Below are 15863 nucleotides of genomic sequence, written 5' to 3' on the forward strand. Positions count from 1 at the left end.
TATAAAATGCAAAAAAACTCCCAATCTCTCCGAATCCTTGCTCTTGAAGACTCCGAAATCGACGAAGCCCTGATCAACCGCGAACTTAAACAGGGGGGAATCGACTTCGTTTTCATACGCGTGGAATCCCGCTCCGATTTCGCCCGGGCGATCAAGGATTTCCAGCCCGAAATCATTCTCTCTGACTATAAACTGCCGACCTTTGACGGCGCGCAGGCTCTAGTAATGGCCAAGCAACTCTGCCCTGATGTGCCGGTTATCATGATCTCCGGAGTAGTGGGCGAGGAAGTCGCGGTCGAACTGCTCAAAAACGGCGCGACCGACTTCGTGCTAAAGGATAAGCTTGGCCGCCTCGTACCGGTGGTCCAGCGGGCGCTGCAGGAAGTAGAATCGAGGAATGCCCGACGCAGAGCTGAAGAGCAACTGCGGGAGCTCAACGAAAAACTGGAGCATCGCGTGGCAGAACGGACACGAGAATTGTGGGAGAAAAATACCCTCATGGAAGAAGATCTGGAAATGGCTCGCGAGCTGCAGATGGCATTCCTGCCCACTACCTTCCCGACACTTCCACAGGGTGTTTCACCGGCCACGAGTGCGGTAAAGTTTTGCAGCTTATTTTACCCAACCAGCCGCGTCAGTGGAGATATCTACAATATTGTGCCCTTGTCGGAGACAGCCGTCGCGGTCTTTGTTTGCGATGTTATGGGCCATGGGGTGCGCGCAGCGCTGGTGACGGCAATGATGCGCGCCTTGGAGGAACAACTGGGCGATTTGGCTTCCGATCCTGGTAAGTCGCTTACCCAGATCAACCGATCCTTGCACGTCATTCTGCAACAACTGGACACCACCCTCTTCGTCACCGCCAGTTATTACGTTGTAGATATCGTCACCAAACGACTCACCTACGCCATTGCTGGCCACCCCAGCCCGCTTGTTGTTCACCACGGCACCGAAAAAGTCGAGGTCCTCACCGACTCGTTCGATACCGGCCCGGCGATGGGTCTTTTTGAAGACGTCGAATACCTCACAGGGGAAACCACGGTCGAAGAAGGGGATTTCATTCTCACCTTTACCGACGGAATCTTCGAGGTGGAGAACGAGCAAGAGCAAGCGTTCAGCGAAGTGCGACTGCGGGAATCGATCCAGAATCATGTGGGTTTGCCTATGCTAAAACTGGTTAATGAGGTGTCCGATGAGATCGTGCACTTTGCCAAAGGTCGGGAATTTACGGATGATGCCTGTCTCATTGGTATGGAAATCACACGACTGCCTAAATGTGGCACAGGTGTGGCGTAAAATAGCAAATCCATCTTAAGGGAGCAGCCTCCGGTAACTAGTTATGATGGCTTTCCCCATAGGTCTAAAAAAGCTCGCTACCAGTGAGGAGGTTCGAACTGCTTTGTGCCCGTAAGCTTATGCCATTTAGAATTTAACGCTACGACCAGCCTCTTTGTATCGCTTTAAAGTGGTTTCCAATTCTTTGCCTATTTCAGGGTGCTCAAGATACAGGTTTGTTCTTTCTGTTGGATCTTTCTGCATATCGTAGAGCTGAATGATTGGGTCTAATTTTGGCACCTTAGTTCTGCCACCAGAGCCGCGACCAACAATGAGCTTCCACTTGCCTTTACGTAGCGAAAACATACCACTGACTGAATGATGCACAGTCGCCTCTCTCAGTGAGCCAGCTTGCTTTTCATTTAACAGCAAAGGCAACAAGTCATAACCATCTTCCGCCGCATTCTTCGGTATTTTAACTCCTGCCACACTCAGCGCCTTAGGCATGATATCCGTTGTACAAACCACTTGTTCTGACATCCTCCCTTTACCCATTTTTTTTGGCCAACTTACAATAAATGGCACTCGGTGACCGCCCTCGTAAATATCTGTCTTTTGCCCGCGAAAGTGGCCATTCGGTCGATGACCAGTCTGTACTACTTGATACAATTCAGGAATCGCAAACGAGCCATTATCGCTGGTCAGCACAATGAGAGTATTGTCGTATACACCAGATTTTTTCAATTGCTCAACCACCTGTCCAATGACCCAGTCGGTCTCCATCACGTAATCGCCGTAGTCACCGATGCCTGATTTCCCTTTGAAACTCTCATCAGGGAGAACCGGTTTGTGGGGAGATGGTAAGGGGAGATAAAGAAAAAATGGCTTCTTATTCTTCGCACTTTGTTGAATGAACCCAACGGCCTGCTTACCGACTAAGGGAAGGTAATCAACATGCTTAAACTCCGGCGCTATCACTCCACCCCTACAGTACGCAAGTTACTCTTTGATTGCTTTGAATGTCTCTGTCGGTTGTTGGACGAAACGGTCATTTTCAATCAAGGCATACGGTGGCATATCCAACGACGCTGAGATCCCCATAAAGTAATCAAACCCCAATGCTATGGGTCCTCCTTCGATCGGTTTCGTATAGTCCCACTCCTTACCCGATTTCGCGATATTCATACCGAGATGCCATTTCCCGATACACGCAGTTTTGTATCCTGCCGACTTAAGCCCAGAGGCTATCGTCATTCTCTCGGGCTCTATCAATGCAGGGCTATAGCCATTCAAGACCCCTCGTTTCAGCCGCGAGCGCCAGGCATATCGTCCCGTCAAAACACCATAACGAGTAGGCGTGCACACTACCGAATTACTGTGACCATCGGTAAAGCGTAATCCATCTGCTGCAATAGCATCAATGTTCGGCGTCTTTATCTTCGACTCTGGGTTGTAACAACTCACGTCACCCCAGCCCAGATCGTCTGCTAGTATCACCACTATATTTGACTTCCGCTCTGCTGCCAGAATAGGAGACATTAGCGCCATTGTTAGAACCACCTCAGCCACATAGTTCTTTTTAGCTTTGCCGCTTACTCTATTCCAAAAACCTTTCATCTAGATCTATAATGACCAATCACTGCAAATATTACATAAAATCTTTTATGGTGGATTATCATCAATTCCACTCGGCTATGACTCACCACCAAATTCAGTTTGGAAAAAATGAATCCAACGCGTCAACTCGACTTGGCTGGGAATCTCTGAAGCAGCGAGAGCATTATCCATGAGACAAAAATCAATTTCATAAAATGCTCCATGCGAGTGAACTTCACCTCCCAGTCTCTTAAACCACGACAGTGCCCGGTGGTTTGCATTGAGCACATTCGCACGCAGGATCTGCATTCCTAACAAGCGCGCTAACACCCAGAGTAAACCAAATAGGACAATGCCTAATCCTCGTCCTTGGTAATCAGGCAGAATAGTAAGTGAAATCTCCCCCACGCTAGGGTCATTCTTTAGCCTCCATACCGAGCCTGCTCCATACCCAGGATCTTCCAATCGTTCAGGATTCAAGGCACACCACGCTAAATGATTAATTTGATCAGCACTTGTTAGTCTATCTAACAATTCGTCATTTATGTCTATTAAATCGCGCCAAAACCGCATTGCTATATCGCCAGAGTTCAAGCGGTCAAACGCATCTATCGCGCGCTCACGGTCAGCAGCCGTGACCTCACGTAACAACAACTCAGAACCATCACTCAATTTTGCGAATATGGATGCGGGCACGAAATGCATAGAAAACCATCATCTCGCAATTCTTCCCGAAACTCCAGTGAGAAAATCTAGCTTGTCTCAGACTACAGCTATGAAATGATGGAACCAATGCCAGCGAAGAAGAACAAGAACAAGCCACTGGTAGGCAAAGCGCTCATCAAAGAAGTCAATCGAAGGATCCGCCTAGCTCGTACGCAATGGGACGCACACAACAACAAAGCCTGTAGACGCGAGCGGGATCGGGCTACTCAGCTCTACGAAACTCTGGACCAAGCCCAGCGCGAGCAAGTCCCACAAACTCTCAGAGTCTGGCTACGCTACCGCAGCGAAAAGTACTTCGGCGAGCACAGAACCAAACCCAACGATCCACCACCAAGTTAGCAGGGCTCCTACACTAGGGAGACTATCTAGGTTGATGCCTGCGGTGCTCGACAGAATTTACAGCATTTTTCGGAATTAACCAATGATGGTCGACGCTCTTGCGATATTTCAGAAAGAATGAAAAGTTTTCCGTCCTTTTTTAGCCCCGTTTTTTGAGGGATTCTGTAGAATTCTTCAAAATTTATTCTGTCTAAAAAGCCCCTAGTGCACTGACCCTGAACAAGTTAGCGCTTCTTCTTGAGCGCTTGGTCAAACCAGTTCAAACTCGGTGACTTCTTAGTCTCAGTACTAAAATAGGGCTTCTGCTCGGACTGCTCAATCGTCCTCGATTTATTCAGCCAAATGATGCTAGCTCCTGGATTTTTCTGATCTTTAGCGAATCGCGAATCATTCTGCTCAGCTAGATGCCGCATCAGTGAAATAGCACGCGGAGCGATCACCGCCACACCAGTGAGAGCCCCGTATCCGTGAATCACTTTGAGCCCTTTGAAATTCCCATAAATGGCCTGATCTAGAGCTTGGATGATCATTTGCTGCGCAAGTTCCCAACTCTCGCCATTGTGTGCCACATCGACCTCATACATCGCATTGCGCCCCATGTCCTCACGGCTAGCCTGACACTTGGGACAGCTGCTTTGGTTTTCAAGTGGAAATCCACAATGACGGCAATGATGCATGCCAGATACATAGTGCTATCTCTAAAAAAGAAAAGCCTCAGTTCCAAATAGAGTTGAGGCTTGTATGGGAGGGGGGGAACTTATTAGGCTAACCAAGCTTCAGCATCGTCGCCCCGATCTAAATCAAAACCTTTGATGTCGAGCCCAGGGAACAAGCATCCCTCTAGGTCGGCCACCTTTTGAATCCACGTTTTATCCGCTAGTATAGCTATCTTATCGAAGCGTTTCATCAACTTAAGCAAGCTCGGCAGCTCACCCATCTTGACCATCATTGCTCCGAATGTTGGCATTTGGAAATTCTCTATACGGTAGAGCATCCGTACATTATCCATGCCTTCTAATTTATCCTCAAATTCATCTAAAACTTGACGCATTCCTGCTGAGTCTATCTTGCCGCTAAACTCCATATCGACACGATTTTTTCCAGTAATTTTTAAACTAAACATACCGACATTTTACGCTAAACTACAGAGATTCCCACACAAAAAGGAAGGCCTCATTTCCTATAAGGAAATGAGGCCTATTAAATGGCTCCGGCACTTGGGATCGAACCAAGGACCTAGTGATTAACAGTCACCCGCTCTACCGCTGAGCTATGCCGGAACTTATTGTCTTGAGCGTTACCACTCTCGACGGCGGGAAACTGCACTAATCACTGGCATCGCGCAAGACAAAACATGTGGTGGATCTCACTTTTTTTAGCAGCCTGTAATAGCAATCGCATTGGCTGCTGCGTATTGCTTTGCATGCGTGAGACTTATCTTCACTGAGACTATTTTATTCTGCTCCATGAAAACTTTACCCGCCCCGCTGAAGACCACACTCGGTTCGCCACTTGGAGCTCGGAGAATCGTCATATCGAGCCAAGAAAGTTCTTTCCCTATGCCCGTGCCAAAGGATTTGGCAATCGCTTCTTTCACGGCAAAGCGCCCAGCGAAGTTGACGTGTGGACGTTTTTGAGAATCGCAATACGCGCGCTCTTCGGCCGTGAAGAGCCGGTCGAGGAATTTGTCCCCGAATTTCTCTATCGATTCCTCAATCCGTTCGATCTCGACAACGTCGATGCCTATACCAAAAATCTGCATATTGAAATGGATTTAACCCCGATAGCCCTTCATCAGTTCAGTCATTTCAGCCACTGCTTGCTGGAAGCCGACTCGGACTGAACGGGCGACAATCGAGTGACCAATATTGAATTCGGCAAGGTGCGGGACATCGTAAAGATCCACAATGTTCGTGTAATTGATGCCGTGCCCCGCATTGACCTGGAGACCGAGCGTGTGACCTTTAGTCGACGCGGCAGTGAGGCGATCTACTTCTACTTTGCGTTGCGGCCCAAAGGCATTGGCAAAGCAACCGGTGTGCAGCTCAACCATCTCGGCTCCGATGCGAGCGGAGGCTTCGATTTGCTCAATGTCAGGATCGATAAACATGCTGATCTTGATGCCCGCCGCCTGCAGAGTTTTGATCGTTGGTTGGAGGCTTTCAAAAAGCCCGGCCACATCGAGTCCCCCTTCGGTTGTCACTTCCTCACGCGTTTCCGGAACTAGGCAAACAAACTCAGGATTTACTTTAAGAGCCAGCGCGAGCATCTCCTGCGTATTTCCCATCTCAAGGTTGATCGGAAGACCGCACTGCTCTTTCACAGCAAAGGCGTCTGCGTCCTGCATATGTCGTCTATCGACTCGGACATGGATGGTGATGGAGTCAGCTCCACCAGCTTTAGCATCTTCCACCACACTCACTGGTGATGGTTCCGCATTCGGAGAGTCAGGTAACAGCGCGTAGCGCGCCTGACGGAGAGTAGCAACATGGTCAATATTGACGCCCAAAAGTAAGCTCATGCAATGGATATGCCTCAGCCACTCCCATCTGTCAAAACCCCTTTGCTAGGAGTCCAGTTCGGGTCGACTCACCTTGCCCACAATCAGCCAGACTATGATTGCTATGATCATGCCCGCGATCCCGTCGATGATGACGTGCTGACGCAGCGCAATGGTCGACCAGATGATGCCGAGTATCCACAGAATTACACCGACTTTAGCCGCAAGGTTGAAGCGCTTGGAAGCGCAAGCTGCGATTCCAGCAACCACAGAGAGCGCTACATGAAGCGATGGGAAAGCATTCCGCGGTGCATCGCAGGTAGCCAACCAATGGTAGTAGACGGGCGCATCAGGCAAATGAATTTCCATCCGCGATAGACCATTGGGGAGCAGCAAAAATATCATATGTGCCACCATGGCCGTCCAGCCGATCACGTAGAGATAACGGAGGTAGACTGGACGCTCGATAAAAAGTCCCACCACTCCTAACAAAAGGTAAAAGGTGTAATAAAACCAAAGGCTGTGGAAATTGATAGGAATCGCATTATCAAACGCAGTCGGCTGGAGCCACCAAATCTCGCGAATGGCAAACTGCTGCAATAGAATGTAGGGCGCAAGAATCCAGATCACCAAGATAACCCCAGAGAACGCTCGGCGCAGGAAATTTTCAGTGAGATCATTCATGCTTCATCCGCTTTTCCGTGTGTTCTCGGAGCCAATTCAAAAAGGACTCTTCACTGTGCTCACCTGAAGCGAGTGCTAGATAATGTGGATATTTTTCCACTTCACCAATCGTAAACTGGTAGCCATTTAGGATCAAAAAGACCTCACAGGCAATTACTGCAGTTCTCTTGTTTCCGTCAAAAAATGGATGGTTTTTAGCGAGTCCAAATGCATAAGCCGCAGCCATAGCACAGATATCAGGCTTAGGGTCTCCATATTGCCAAAGCTGAATGGGCCTATTTAGCGCCAACTCTAATAAACCCTCATCACGTAAGCCATGAGCACCTCCGTGTTCGCGAATTTGTTGATAGTGAAAACTATCCACCACGATGCGATCTAACCATTCAGGCTCCATTACTCTGCTAGTTTTTTGAGCATGTTACGGTTCTCCCGCATGACCTTTTTCGCAATTTCAAGCTGGCGCTCCTTCTGCCTATCATAGGGAGAAATCACCACGCCTGCAGCCACTTCAGTGAGACTCACTGAATCGCCTTGCTCCAAATTAAGCTTAGCCATTAGTTCTTTCGGTAAAATCAACGCCGATGAATTCCCTACTTTCGTCACTTTTGCTGTCATAGCCATACCTTCAAGTTATAACATCCATTATAACGAGGCAAACTCTATTTTGAGAAGCTCGGAGCTGTCTCACTTAAACAAACCACGTACAGCACCAACCATGATACCTATACCGCCAATAGAAAACAGGGCTGGGAACCAAATAGAATAACCTGCGGCCTTGGTATCGTGCGCTAAAATAGCCTGACGCGGCTTGCTAGGATCTTCTGGCCGTTGTGGATTGACGAAACATACTGTTTGCTGATCCACGGGGTATTGCTCGAGCCGTGACTTCACCTTTTCAATTGAGTTACGCCAGCGTTGGCCTCGTGGCTTATACGTCTCACCGATATTGTCTTCGCCTTTGTATTGGTATTTGAAGGCTACTTCCCAGCGGTACTCCGCTGAAATGTTGGCAGCTGAGCGCGTGGCCAGTTCAGAGCGAATGATCAAACATGGTGTCTCTACCCATTTGCGGGTGTCACTGGCGTTGCCAAAGCTCTTGGCTAATAACCAGCAAAATCCAGCACCTAGGAAAAAGAGAAACAAGCCAATTCCGAAGAGGTAAATGGCACCTGCTTTACTTTTCTTTTCCATCGAGCTGAGTTGTGAAATCTACTTTTCTTCGTCTTCCTCAGGAGCTGTGGCCAATTTAGCCACTTCATCGAGAAGGTTGACGATCCCCACCCCACGCTCGGCGGAAGTATCAGCGCGAAAGATAAGCACTGGTGTACAGCGAAGGTTCGTACGCTTATTGATGTACTTCTGAATCGCTCCTTTATGCTTAGTAAGCTTCTCTAGGACATTAGCCATATGGCCACCAAGCACACTGACAAAAACTTTGCCTTCGCGGAGATCATCAGTGAGTACCACATCACTAATGGTGACGAGAGCATTTTTAAATTCAAACTCCTTCTGAACGAAGCTGCTGATTTCACGCTTCATGAGCGCGTTGATTTTATCGAGTCGTTGGGACATGTGAAATTTTGGTTAATTATCGATTATGCTAGAGCTGATCCTCTATTCATAAAGAAAAAGAAGCCTCAGGCAGATTGCTCCGCCCGAGGCTTAAAATAATATTGCTTAGAGCTCTTGAGCGAATTTATCCAAGAGGTAACACTGAATAACGTCACCTTCTTCGTAGTCATTGAAAGCACCGAGCTTGATACCACATTCGATACCAGTCTTGACCTCTTTGACTTCGTCCATGAAGCGACGGAGAGTAGACATCTTGCCGTCGAAGACAGGAGTTCTACCGCGAAGCACACGAGCGTGAGCAGTACGAGTGACTTTACCGTCCTTGACAATACAGCCGGCAGCCTTGCCCTTGTTGACCTTGAACACCTGCTTGACATCAGCGTGACCGATGATGGTCTCACGAGTTTCAGGGTCAAGAAGTCCGAGCATTGCGTCGCGCACTGTGTCGATAAGTTCGTAAACAATGGAGTAAAGTTTGATCTCTACACCTTCACGCTTAGCTGCCGTTACAGCTTTGCTTTCCACCTTGGTATTGAAGCCAATGACAGTAGCATTTGCCGAGCTGGCGAGAAGAATATCAGACTCAGTAATAGAGCCTGATGCAGCGTGGACGAAACGAGTCTCGACCTTTCCTGATTCGATCTCACCGATAGCACCAGTGATAGCTCCTACGGAACCCTGTACGTCAGTCTTAAGAATAAGCTGGAGACGCGCTTTTTGCGTTCCACCTTTAGCCCTAGACATAAAATCAGTCAAACGGCTCTTTTGAGCACCACCGAGGCGCGTATTGCGCTTCTCGCCTTGGCGCTCACCAGACAACTTCTTGGCTGCACGCTCAGTATCCATTTCTACGAGTTCGTCGCCTACGTTTGGTAGTTCGGCGAATCCGAGAACTTCAACAGGAGTTGCAGGGCCAGCAGTCTTGATTACTTTGCCGTGGTCGTCGAACATGGATTTGATCTTACCATTGAATGGTCCGCAGATGAAAGGCATGCCAGCTTTGAGAGTACCAGACTGAACAATCACTGTTGCAGTTGGGCCTTTACCAGCTTGGATGCGAGCTTCAATTACTGAAGCTCGTGCATTCGCGCTAGGGTTAGCATTCAATTCGAGAACTTCAGCCTGGAGGGCGAGGAGTTCTAGCAGATCACCCATGCCGTCGCCAGTCTTTGCAGAAACATCGACACATTCGACGTCGCCACCGAAGTCTACCGGGGTCAGACCGTGCTCCATAAGCTGCGTCCGAACACGAGTTGGATCAGCACCAGCTACGTCACACTTGTTGACTGCTACGATGATTGTCTTCTTCGCCGCCTTAGCGTGATCGATTGCTTCCTTAGTCTGAGGCATGATGCCATCATCAGCAGCAACCACGAGAACTACGATGTCTGTGATGTCTGCTCCGCGAGCACGCATTTGAGAGAAAATGGCGTGACCTGGAGTATCGAGCAATGTGATCGGACGACCTTGGTCATCTTTTACACCGTAAGCACCAATGTGCTGGGTGATTCCACCTGCTTCACCAGACGCGATACGAGATTTGCGAATGAAGTCTAGAATAGATGTCTTACCATGGTCAACATGACCCATGAAGGTGATGATAGGTGCTCGGAGCTCTAGCTTATCTTCAGGGACGTTTTCCTCTGGTTCTGGCTCAACGAAAACTTCTTCTACCTTATGCACGCCAGCACCCTTCTCACGCTTTTCGCGCTCGAATTTGAAGCCGTGTTGAGCACAAAGAGTTTCAGCGACATCTGGCTCGATAGCCTGGTGTGGCGCAACGAAAACCTGAAGCTTAATTAGATCGGCCATCAACTGGAATGGCTTGAGGTCCATTGCTTCTGCTAGCTCACTGACAATAATCGGAGGTTTGAGGTGGATCACCTTTACTCCGTTGTCAGCATCTTCGACAGTCTGAACGGCCTCGGAGGCTCCAGACTTAGCTGACTTAGCTGACTCAGTCTTCACAAAATCAAGATCAGCCTTTGGCTCATTCAGTTTGGAAATACTTGGCAGCTTAGCACTGCCCGACCCCTTCTTGATGACAGAGGTCTTCTTCTTGCCCTCTTCGTCAAAAATGTCGAGAGCCTCGGCCTTTTTGGTGTCGAGAGTCTTCACCTCAGGTGCTACTAGCTTAGAGGCTTCTTCACGCTGACGTTCACGGCGTGATGGCTTCTTCGGCTTGCTGTCGTCTAGCAGGTCGAGAACCTTCTTCTTTTCGTTTATATTATCTTTCTGATCAGCCATTGAGCTATCTTTCGATGTAAGGTTGGTAAGACAAGACTGCGCAGTATGCTGCCAGTCCTGATTGGGGCGAATTAGGCGTCAGCATCCTGCTGAGCTTCTTCTGCTTTCTTGAGAATTTCTTGTGCTTTTTCTTCGCTGGCTTCGATCGCTTGCGCGATATATTCAGCTGGCATCTGGAGAACGAGCTCTATGGTAGCACCGCCTGCGCGGAATAGCTTAGCAGCAGTTTCATCATCGATACCGAGTTGGTCACCCACTCCGTGGGAGGCGTCAGAGACACGAGCGTCGAATTGCTCTTGCTGGCTCTCGTCCTTGCGGACTTGAACATCCCATCCCATTAGACGAGATGTCAGACGCGCATTCTGGCCTCGACGACCAATTGCTTTGGCTAGTTCGTCTTCGTCAACTGTGACGCTGACAATTTTCTTCTCTTCATCGAGGTGAACAGAGCGGAGAATTGCCGGTTGAGAGCTTCGTGAACGAACTCTTCTGGATCATCGCTCCAACGGATGATGTCCACTTTTTCGTTATTGAGCTCACGGACGATGTTTTTAACACGTGCACCGCGTAAGCCAACACAGGCTCCCACTGGATCCACATTTTCATCGACGCTAGAAACAGCCACCTTTGTGCGGTAGCCAGCTTCACGTGCAATACCGCGAAGCTCAACAGTGCGATCGGAAATCTCACTTACTTCCGCTTCGAAGAGACGGCGAACAAAGTTAGGGTGGCTACGGGAAAGGATAATCTCTGGGCCACGTTGCTCGTTTTCAACAGCAACAACGTAAGCTCGGATACGATCGCCGACGTTGTACTCTTCAGTAGAAACACGCTCACGTGAAGACATCTTCCCTTCAAATTTTCCAAGGTCTACCCACACATCACTCTTTTCAAAGCGACGCACAGTGCCACTGACGATGTCGCCAGCGCGATCCTTGAATTCGTCATAAATCAGTTCCTTCTCAGCCTGACGGAGACGCTGCATCATAGTCTGCTTAGCTGTCTGGACAGCAATACGACCAAAGTTCTTAGGAGTCACGTTGAGCTCAACTTGACCACCAACGGCAACGTCGGACTTGATCTTACTGGCGGTCGAAATAACCACTTCGTTCCACTGATCCATCTGATCATCATCAGCTACAACATTCAGAGTAGCGAAGATCGTAGTGTCACCTTTTTTCGTATCGATAGCAGCACGAAGCTCCTCGATGCGTTCGGAACCTGGTACCATTTTACGGTAAGCAGAGAGAAATGCGAACTGAAGCGCAGCAAGTACCTTATCTCGGTCGATGCCTTTTTCCTTCTCATAGTAGTCAATGAGAGCGACGATATCGTTTGTCATGGTCTGAGTATGTGTCTAAAAGTTAATCCGCGTTACAGGAGAGATCCTGATACAAAAAAGAGTGGGTAAAATCACCCACTCCTTCCTCACGGCTGAAGTTGTCTGCCCTTCCATTATCCAAATTCCTCGAAATTGCAAGACTTATCTCGCTTACTAAAGAGGCCTTCAATCGTTGTAATTCTCTTATTTCTGACAATTCAAAAATTGTCCCAAATTCGCGCCACTCACACAAACTCAAAAAAAACACAAAACATCCTTGTCAATTTATCGAAGACAGACTAATTCTCTGCCCGCCTCACAGGAGGCATACAAATCATCAATAACGCGCAGGTAGCTCAGTTGGTAGAGCAGTTGGCTTTTAACCAATTGGTCCTGGGTTCGAATCCCAGTCTGCGTACTTTTTTTTAAAGGTAAAAATATAGCCTCAAGTGTTTCACAACCTTGAGGCTATTTTGTGGCAAGATCGGATGAGAACCCAGCCAAGCGGATTCCTAGAACCGAGCCCGGCGGCTCAGGATTCGACTGCAAGCATGGAGAGCGGGAGTAACAAACAATGCGCAGCAAGATTCACCGGTAAACCCCGTACAAATATTTGATCGACTAGGATATACCTAGTTATGGTCGTGCCTAGTTATTTTCAGCCTCAAACGGACGACCTATCACAGCCGAGGGAAACGACCTAGCTTCGACCGCAAATACCCTCAAGGCCAACAAGGGCGGCCAAACCACTACGGATCTACAACCATAATCCCAATGAGTAATACAACATAGTACCCCCTTTGACTTCAGTAAAATCCGCGTTATGTCTCGTCTGTTGTTGCCGATTTATCGTCGCTGCCTGTTATAGGTTCAACAGCCTGCGGCTGACTATCGGCTAATTTTGCTTTTTGCCGGCGCTTCTCTTGCTTCTTTTCTTCCTTCTTTTTCTTTTTAGCTATTTCTTTCTGGCGCTTTTCATATGAGTAATTCGGTTGCATTCGTTTTATTTTCTATATAATTTTTGGATAGGCATTGTTAAAATACAGGATATTTTAACTGATTGTGCTCTTTGTTTCACTCACAATATAAGAACACATCGTGAGGCAACTGGATCAATAGCAGACCAAGCCCATAAGGTAAAGCACACCAATCACTGACTTTTCAGTGCTCATAGGTTTTGGGTTGATTTTGCAATTGTCATAAATCGGCGCTCTATCAGCTGGTCAGTGATTCGGTGATGTGTTCTGCAAATTTTATAGTGATTCAAATTAGCTCACAAGCAAGTTGGAGTGGTAGCAATAGCAATTAAGCTAAATACTGGCCGTTCATTTTTAGGGTTAGAGTCTTTCTTACTTGGTTCTTTCCGAATGTAATTATCCTCCCATGGTAGTCCTGTGAGACCTGACATTTGTTTATTTTTTTTAGCCGAACGTCAAAGTCCTGCCACCCGCTGCGGGCGGCGCGCTTTGATCGCAGTGTTAATCGTTATAGTTGTCATTCAGATTTCGAGTCCACGCCGGCAGCGGTTTGGTAGGACGTCTTGTTCGTCTGCCGCAGTCAGTATCGAAAGTTGAATCTCCGATCGGGCGCAACGTCCCCTTCAAGGAACAGTGACTCGATCGATTTCAGGGCGACATTGTCGATCCACTTAAAATCGAACCCTTGTCGCGGTCCGCGCGGGAAGAGGGCGTTCGGCACGGTGAGTTCAAGTTGCTTGCCCTGGCAACCTATCGCAATCTATCGCAATCTTTCGGAGACTTCCCACTTCCCGTCGACCCATTTCGCGCAGGTGGATTCGGATTCCGGCTCGGCCTTGTAGTTGATCGCGAGATCGTATCCCTCCCATCCGGTCTCTTGGTTCTGGTCCTTGTCGATGAGCAGGATCATCCAGTGCGGGTCCGTGGCGGGTGTCAGGTTCTCGGCGGTGCTCACCGCGAAGTGAACGTGTTGTGCACCCTCGACGACCGGTGCGGAGACGATGTCGTTTCACCCGAGGGTATGGGTGTAGATTGTTTTCGGGTCCGTCCCCCGCAAGGAACGGTGCATGGTGTCGCCCTGAGGATCGGTAAAATGAGCCGGGACTCCTTCCCAGTCATCGAACTTCCCATCAATGACGATTTCGCGAGCTTCCGGACGCTCGGGTGGGGCGGCAAGCCCCTTGAAGCGCCGGATGTGACCCACCATCTGGTAGTAGTAATTGTCGGTGAAGCCTCCCTTCATGGGCGCGATGTCCCGAGTGAATTCGGCACTGAACACGTCGACGAACCAGGTGCCATCCTTCAGCGGAGGACGCCCGGCGAAGGGTTCGGTTTGATCTTCCTTGATGAAGCGCATCGCGATCCATTCGTTCCAGCCCGTAATCATGACGACCTTCGAACCACTTCGTGGGCGCGTTTCCATTGCTCCTCGAAGTGGAGCCCTTGAGAGGTTAACTCGGTCAAGTAATCGGGTCCCACCGGTGGCTGAGCACCATCGTGGTAGCTTCGACCGATCGAATTGGTGGCATGGGACGCCGCAGTTACCGGGATCTGTTCGGGGATGTCGGGTGACGCGCTCCACCCGTAGTCCTGAGGCGAGGTATCGAGCCATTGCCAATGATCCGGCTCGGTCTTAGTCGCGGTCCATGCCCAACTGCGTTTGATCGTAAAATAGTCCTTGAGCTCCTCACGAATTTTCGGGTCGTCCTTGGTTCCGAAGATCACGGGCTTGCCGTCCCATTGGAACCAGAGGTCCTCATGTTGGCCATCTTTGTAGAAGCGGTCATGGATGCGATTGATGGTCGCCCCTCCTCCTCCGTTGGTGGTGAAGACGACCCCGAGAGCATGGATGCCTTTATCCCGCATCGCTCGAATAACTCCGAGCAAGGCATCCACCGACTCCTCGTAGATCAGCCCATTGGTGACGTCCAGAAAGAGGAAATCAACACCGGTATTCACAAGCATCTGCATGTCGCGCCGGATCACCCACGGGTCGGAGGAGTGAAAGTAGCTATACTCGGGTTCGCATCCGAAGTGGGTCGCCTTGTACGGGCCCCACTGCCGCTCTTCTTCCGGCACCTTCAGGATCTTGGTGATGTCATAAACCTTTGGGGTGTGATTGCCGACCCAGACAAAGTAAAAGATGCCAACGAATTTTCCGGGTCTCCTGTCTCCGGTTTCGCGATGGACTGGAAGATGCCTTCCCAAAGCATCAGTGGCGACCCAGTTGTTCGAGGGCCTTGTAAAATCTTCGCCACGGAGCCATTCGGCACCCGAGAGGTTCCAAAGCAGGAAAGAAAGGATTAATGCAGCAGGACGATTGACTATTCTCCCGCTGCTCGGTAGGCGGATCATGGACAACCATTTTGGTCGAACGTAAAGCACGCGGATCACTGACCTCTCAGTCCACTTCAAGATTTGGGTTATATTGTAATTTGTCATAAAATTAGGGCTCTCGCAGCTGATCCGCGATTGGTTGATGCGTCTTCCATGAGAAGGTTATGCAAGTTATTTATGTAGAATCACACTACACGAGGAAAATGTAACCCGTAACCTGTTGAAAAATAGTCACAAAGTGACGGGTAACCTTGACTCAGGTGAGGGCCCTTCAAAATTTGGGTGCTTA

Annotated in this window: 19 protein-coding genes, 2 tRNA genes and 1 pseudogene; 3 read left to right on the plus strand and 19 right to left on the minus strand. The window is 49.1% G+C overall.

Annotation, left to right across the window (positions count from 1 at the left end; translation table 11 throughout):
- The first annotated feature begins 6 nt into the window (after positions 1–6).
- Positions 7–1296 (plus strand): PP2C family protein-serine/threonine phosphatase, encoded by a 1290-nt coding sequence (locus BSZ32_RS01205; RefSeq protein WP_105041730.1) that lies wholly within the window; start codon positions 7–9, stop codon positions 1294–1296.
- A 126-nt stretch (positions 1297–1422) separates the two neighbouring features.
- Here BSZ32_RS01205 and BSZ32_RS20465 read toward each other — a convergent pair.
- Positions 1423–2892 (minus strand): annotated as a pseudogene (locus BSZ32_RS20465) (sulfatase family protein).
- Between the two features lie 75 nt (positions 2893–2967).
- On the minus strand, positions 2968–3567 hold the full coding sequence (locus BSZ32_RS01220; RefSeq protein ID WP_165788568.1) for a GNAT family N-acetyltransferase: 600 nt from the start codon (positions 3565–3567) through the stop codon (positions 2968–2970).
- A gap of 84 nt (positions 3568–3651) precedes the next feature.
- Between BSZ32_RS01220 and BSZ32_RS01225 the strand changes: the two genes are divergently transcribed.
- Entirely contained in the window at positions 3652–3936 is a 285-nt protein-coding gene (locus BSZ32_RS01225) for a Precorrin-3B methylase (RefSeq protein ID WP_240610534.1), read from the plus strand.
- A gap of 224 nt (positions 3937–4160) precedes the next feature.
- Here the strand turns inward: BSZ32_RS01225 and BSZ32_RS01230 are convergent, their stop codons facing one another.
- From BSZ32_RS01230 to nusA, 13 genes are all read right to left on the minus strand, one after another.
- Positions 4161–4535: a hypothetical protein gene (locus BSZ32_RS01230; protein WP_105041734.1), complete on the minus strand. Its 375-nt coding sequence runs from the start codon at positions 4533–4535 to the stop codon at positions 4161–4163.
- A gap of 161 nt (positions 4536–4696) precedes the next feature.
- Positions 4697–5059 (minus strand): SpoIIAA family protein, encoded by a 363-nt coding sequence (locus BSZ32_RS01235; RefSeq protein ID WP_105041735.1) that lies wholly within the window; start codon positions 5057–5059, stop codon positions 4697–4699.
- An 82-nt stretch (positions 5060–5141) separates the two neighbouring features.
- A tRNA-Asn gene (locus tag BSZ32_RS01240) sits at positions 5142–5216 on the minus strand.
- A 95-nt stretch (positions 5217–5311) separates the two neighbouring features.
- On the minus strand, positions 5312–5698 hold the full coding sequence (gene acpS, locus BSZ32_RS01245; protein WP_105041736.1) for a holo-ACP synthase: 387 nt from the start codon (positions 5696–5698) through the stop codon (positions 5312–5314).
- Between the two features lie 12 nt (positions 5699–5710).
- Positions 5711–6457, minus strand: a complete 747-nt coding sequence (locus BSZ32_RS01250; RefSeq protein ID WP_105041737.1) for a pyridoxine 5'-phosphate synthase — start codon at positions 6455–6457, stop codon at positions 5711–5713.
- Positions 6458–6502: 45 nt separating this feature from the next.
- Positions 6503–7120 carry a phosphatase PAP2 family protein gene (locus tag BSZ32_RS01255; protein ID WP_105041738.1) on the minus strand — a complete coding sequence of 206 codons (618 nt, stop codon included), beginning with the start codon at positions 7118–7120 and terminating at the stop codon, positions 6503–6505.
- Complete coding sequence (locus BSZ32_RS01260; RefSeq protein ID WP_105041739.1) at positions 7113–7514, minus strand: type II toxin-antitoxin system death-on-curing family toxin; 402 nt, start codon at positions 7512–7514, stop codon at positions 7113–7115. Before BSZ32_RS01260 ends, BSZ32_RS01255 begins: the two co-directional genes overlap by 8 nt.
- Positions 7514–7741 (minus strand): AbrB/MazE/SpoVT family DNA-binding domain-containing protein, encoded by a 228-nt coding sequence (locus BSZ32_RS01265; protein ID WP_206018684.1) that lies wholly within the window; start codon positions 7739–7741, stop codon positions 7514–7516. Before BSZ32_RS01265 ends, BSZ32_RS01260 begins: the two co-directional genes overlap by 1 nt.
- A gap of 63 nt (positions 7742–7804) precedes the next feature.
- Positions 7805–8311, minus strand: coding sequence for a DUF3592 domain-containing protein (locus tag BSZ32_RS01270; RefSeq protein WP_105041740.1), 507 nt, complete (start codon positions 8309–8311; stop codon positions 7805–7807).
- A gap of 18 nt (positions 8312–8329) precedes the next feature.
- Positions 8330–8692 carry a 30S ribosome-binding factor RbfA gene (gene rbfA / locus BSZ32_RS01275; RefSeq protein WP_105041741.1) on the minus strand — a complete coding sequence of 121 codons (363 nt, stop codon included), beginning with the start codon at positions 8690–8692 and terminating at the stop codon, positions 8330–8332.
- A 105-nt stretch (positions 8693–8797) separates the two neighbouring features.
- Positions 8798–10939, minus strand: coding sequence for a translation initiation factor IF-2 (infB, locus tag BSZ32_RS01280; protein ID WP_105041742.1), 2142 nt, complete (start codon positions 10937–10939; stop codon positions 8798–8800).
- A gap of 71 nt (positions 10940–11010) precedes the next feature.
- Positions 11011–11397 (minus strand): hypothetical protein, encoded by a 387-nt coding sequence (locus tag BSZ32_RS19555; protein WP_484592878.1) that lies wholly within the window; start codon positions 11395–11397, stop codon positions 11011–11013.
- A complete protein-coding gene (nusA, locus tag BSZ32_RS01285) occupies positions 11328–12281 on the minus strand; it encodes a transcription termination factor NusA (RefSeq protein ID WP_240610536.1) in 954 nt (317 codons plus the stop codon). The genes BSZ32_RS19555 and nusA overlap by 70 nt, the downstream gene beginning before the upstream one ends.
- Positions 12282–12605: 324 nt before the next feature.
- Here nusA and BSZ32_RS01290 point away from each other — a divergent pair.
- Positions 12606–12678, plus strand: a tRNA-Lys gene (locus BSZ32_RS01290).
- 403 nt (positions 12679–13081) lie between these two features.
- On the opposite strand, the gene BSZ32_RS18580 is transcribed toward BSZ32_RS01290, so the two are convergent.
- From BSZ32_RS18580 to BSZ32_RS01300, 4 genes are all read right to left on the minus strand, one after another.
- On the minus strand, positions 13082–13258 hold the full coding sequence (locus BSZ32_RS18580; RefSeq protein ID WP_165788569.1) for a hypothetical protein: 177 nt from the start codon (positions 13256–13258) through the stop codon (positions 13082–13084).
- Positions 13259–13997: 739 nt separating this feature from the next.
- Entirely contained in the window at positions 13998–14192 is a 195-nt protein-coding gene (locus BSZ32_RS18175; RefSeq protein ID WP_129589526.1) for a hypothetical protein, read from the minus strand.
- A 54-nt stretch (positions 14193–14246) separates the two neighbouring features.
- The gene (locus tag BSZ32_RS01295; RefSeq protein ID WP_105041743.1) at positions 14247–14624 is read right to left on the minus strand and encodes a hypothetical protein; all 378 of its coding nucleotides are present in this window, start codon (positions 14622–14624) and stop codon (positions 14247–14249) included.
- The gene (locus tag BSZ32_RS01300; RefSeq protein WP_165788570.1) at positions 14621–15679 is read right to left on the minus strand and encodes a hypothetical protein; all 1059 of its coding nucleotides are present in this window, start codon (positions 15677–15679) and stop codon (positions 14621–14623) included. The genes BSZ32_RS01295 and BSZ32_RS01300 overlap by 4 nt, the downstream gene beginning before the upstream one ends.
- Positions 15680–15863 lie beyond the last annotated feature (184 nt).

The organism is Rubritalea profundi, from assembly GCF_002954445.1.
GTDB classification, from domain to species: Bacteria; Verrucomicrobiota; Verrucomicrobiia; order Verrucomicrobiales; family Akkermansiaceae; genus Rubritalea; species Rubritalea profundi.

Bases quoted from the DNA above. Each gene is read 5' to 3' on its own strand.
- BSZ32_RS01205 (WP_105041730.1), top strand. From the start codon at position 7: ATGCAAAAAAACTCCCAATCTCTCCGAATCCTTGCTCTTGAAGACTCC.
- BSZ32_RS01225 (WP_240610534.1), top strand. From the start codon at position 3,652: ATGATGGAACCAATGCCAGCGAAGAAGAACAAGAACAAGCCACTGGTA.
- BSZ32_RS01230 (WP_105041734.1), bottom strand. From the start codon at position 4,535: ATGGGGCGCAATGCGATGTATGAGGTCGATGTGGCACACAATGGCGAG.
- BSZ32_RS01235 (WP_105041735.1), bottom strand. From the start codon at position 5,059: ATGTTTAGTTTAAAAATTACTGGAAAAAATCGTGTCGATATGGAGTTT.
- acpS (WP_105041736.1), bottom strand. From the start codon at position 5,698: ATGCAGATTTTTGGTATAGGCATCGACGTTGTCGAGATCGAACGGATT.
- BSZ32_RS01250 (WP_105041737.1), bottom strand. From the start codon at position 6,457: ATGAGCTTACTTTTGGGCGTCAATATTGACCATGTTGCTACTCTCCGT.
- BSZ32_RS01255 (WP_105041738.1), bottom strand. From the start codon at position 7,120: ATGAATGATCTCACTGAAAATTTCCTGCGCCGAGCGTTCTCTGGGGTT.
- BSZ32_RS01260 (WP_105041739.1), bottom strand. From the start codon at position 7,514: ATGGAGCCTGAATGGTTAGATCGCATCGTGGTGGATAGTTTTCACTAT.
- BSZ32_RS01265 (WP_206018684.1), bottom strand. From the start codon at position 7,741: ATGGCTATGACAGCAAAAGTGACGAAAGTAGGGAATTCATCGGCGTTG.
- BSZ32_RS01270 (WP_105041740.1), bottom strand. From the start codon at position 8,311: ATGGAAAAGAAAAGTAAAGCAGGTGCCATTTACCTCTTCGGAATTGGC.
- rbfA (WP_105041741.1), bottom strand. From the start codon at position 8,692: ATGTCCCAACGACTCGATAAAATCAACGCGCTCATGAAGCGTGAAATC.
- infB (WP_105041742.1), bottom strand. From the start codon at position 10,939: ATGGCTGATCAGAAAGATAATATAAACGAAAAGAAGAAGGTTCTCGAC.
- nusA (WP_240610536.1), bottom strand. From the start codon at position 12,281: ATGACAAACGATATCGTCGCTCTCATTGACTACTATGAGAAGGAAAAA.
- BSZ32_RS18580 (WP_165788569.1), bottom strand. From the start codon at position 13,258: ATGCAACCGAATTACTCATATGAAAAGCGCCAGAAAGAAATAGCTAAA.
- BSZ32_RS01295 (WP_105041743.1), bottom strand. From the start codon at position 14,624: ATGATTACGGGCTGGAACGAATGGATCGCGATGCGCTTCATCAAGGAA.
- BSZ32_RS01300 (WP_165788570.1), bottom strand. From the start codon at position 15,679: ATGACAAATTACAATATAACCCAAATCTTGAAGTGGACTGAGAGGTCA.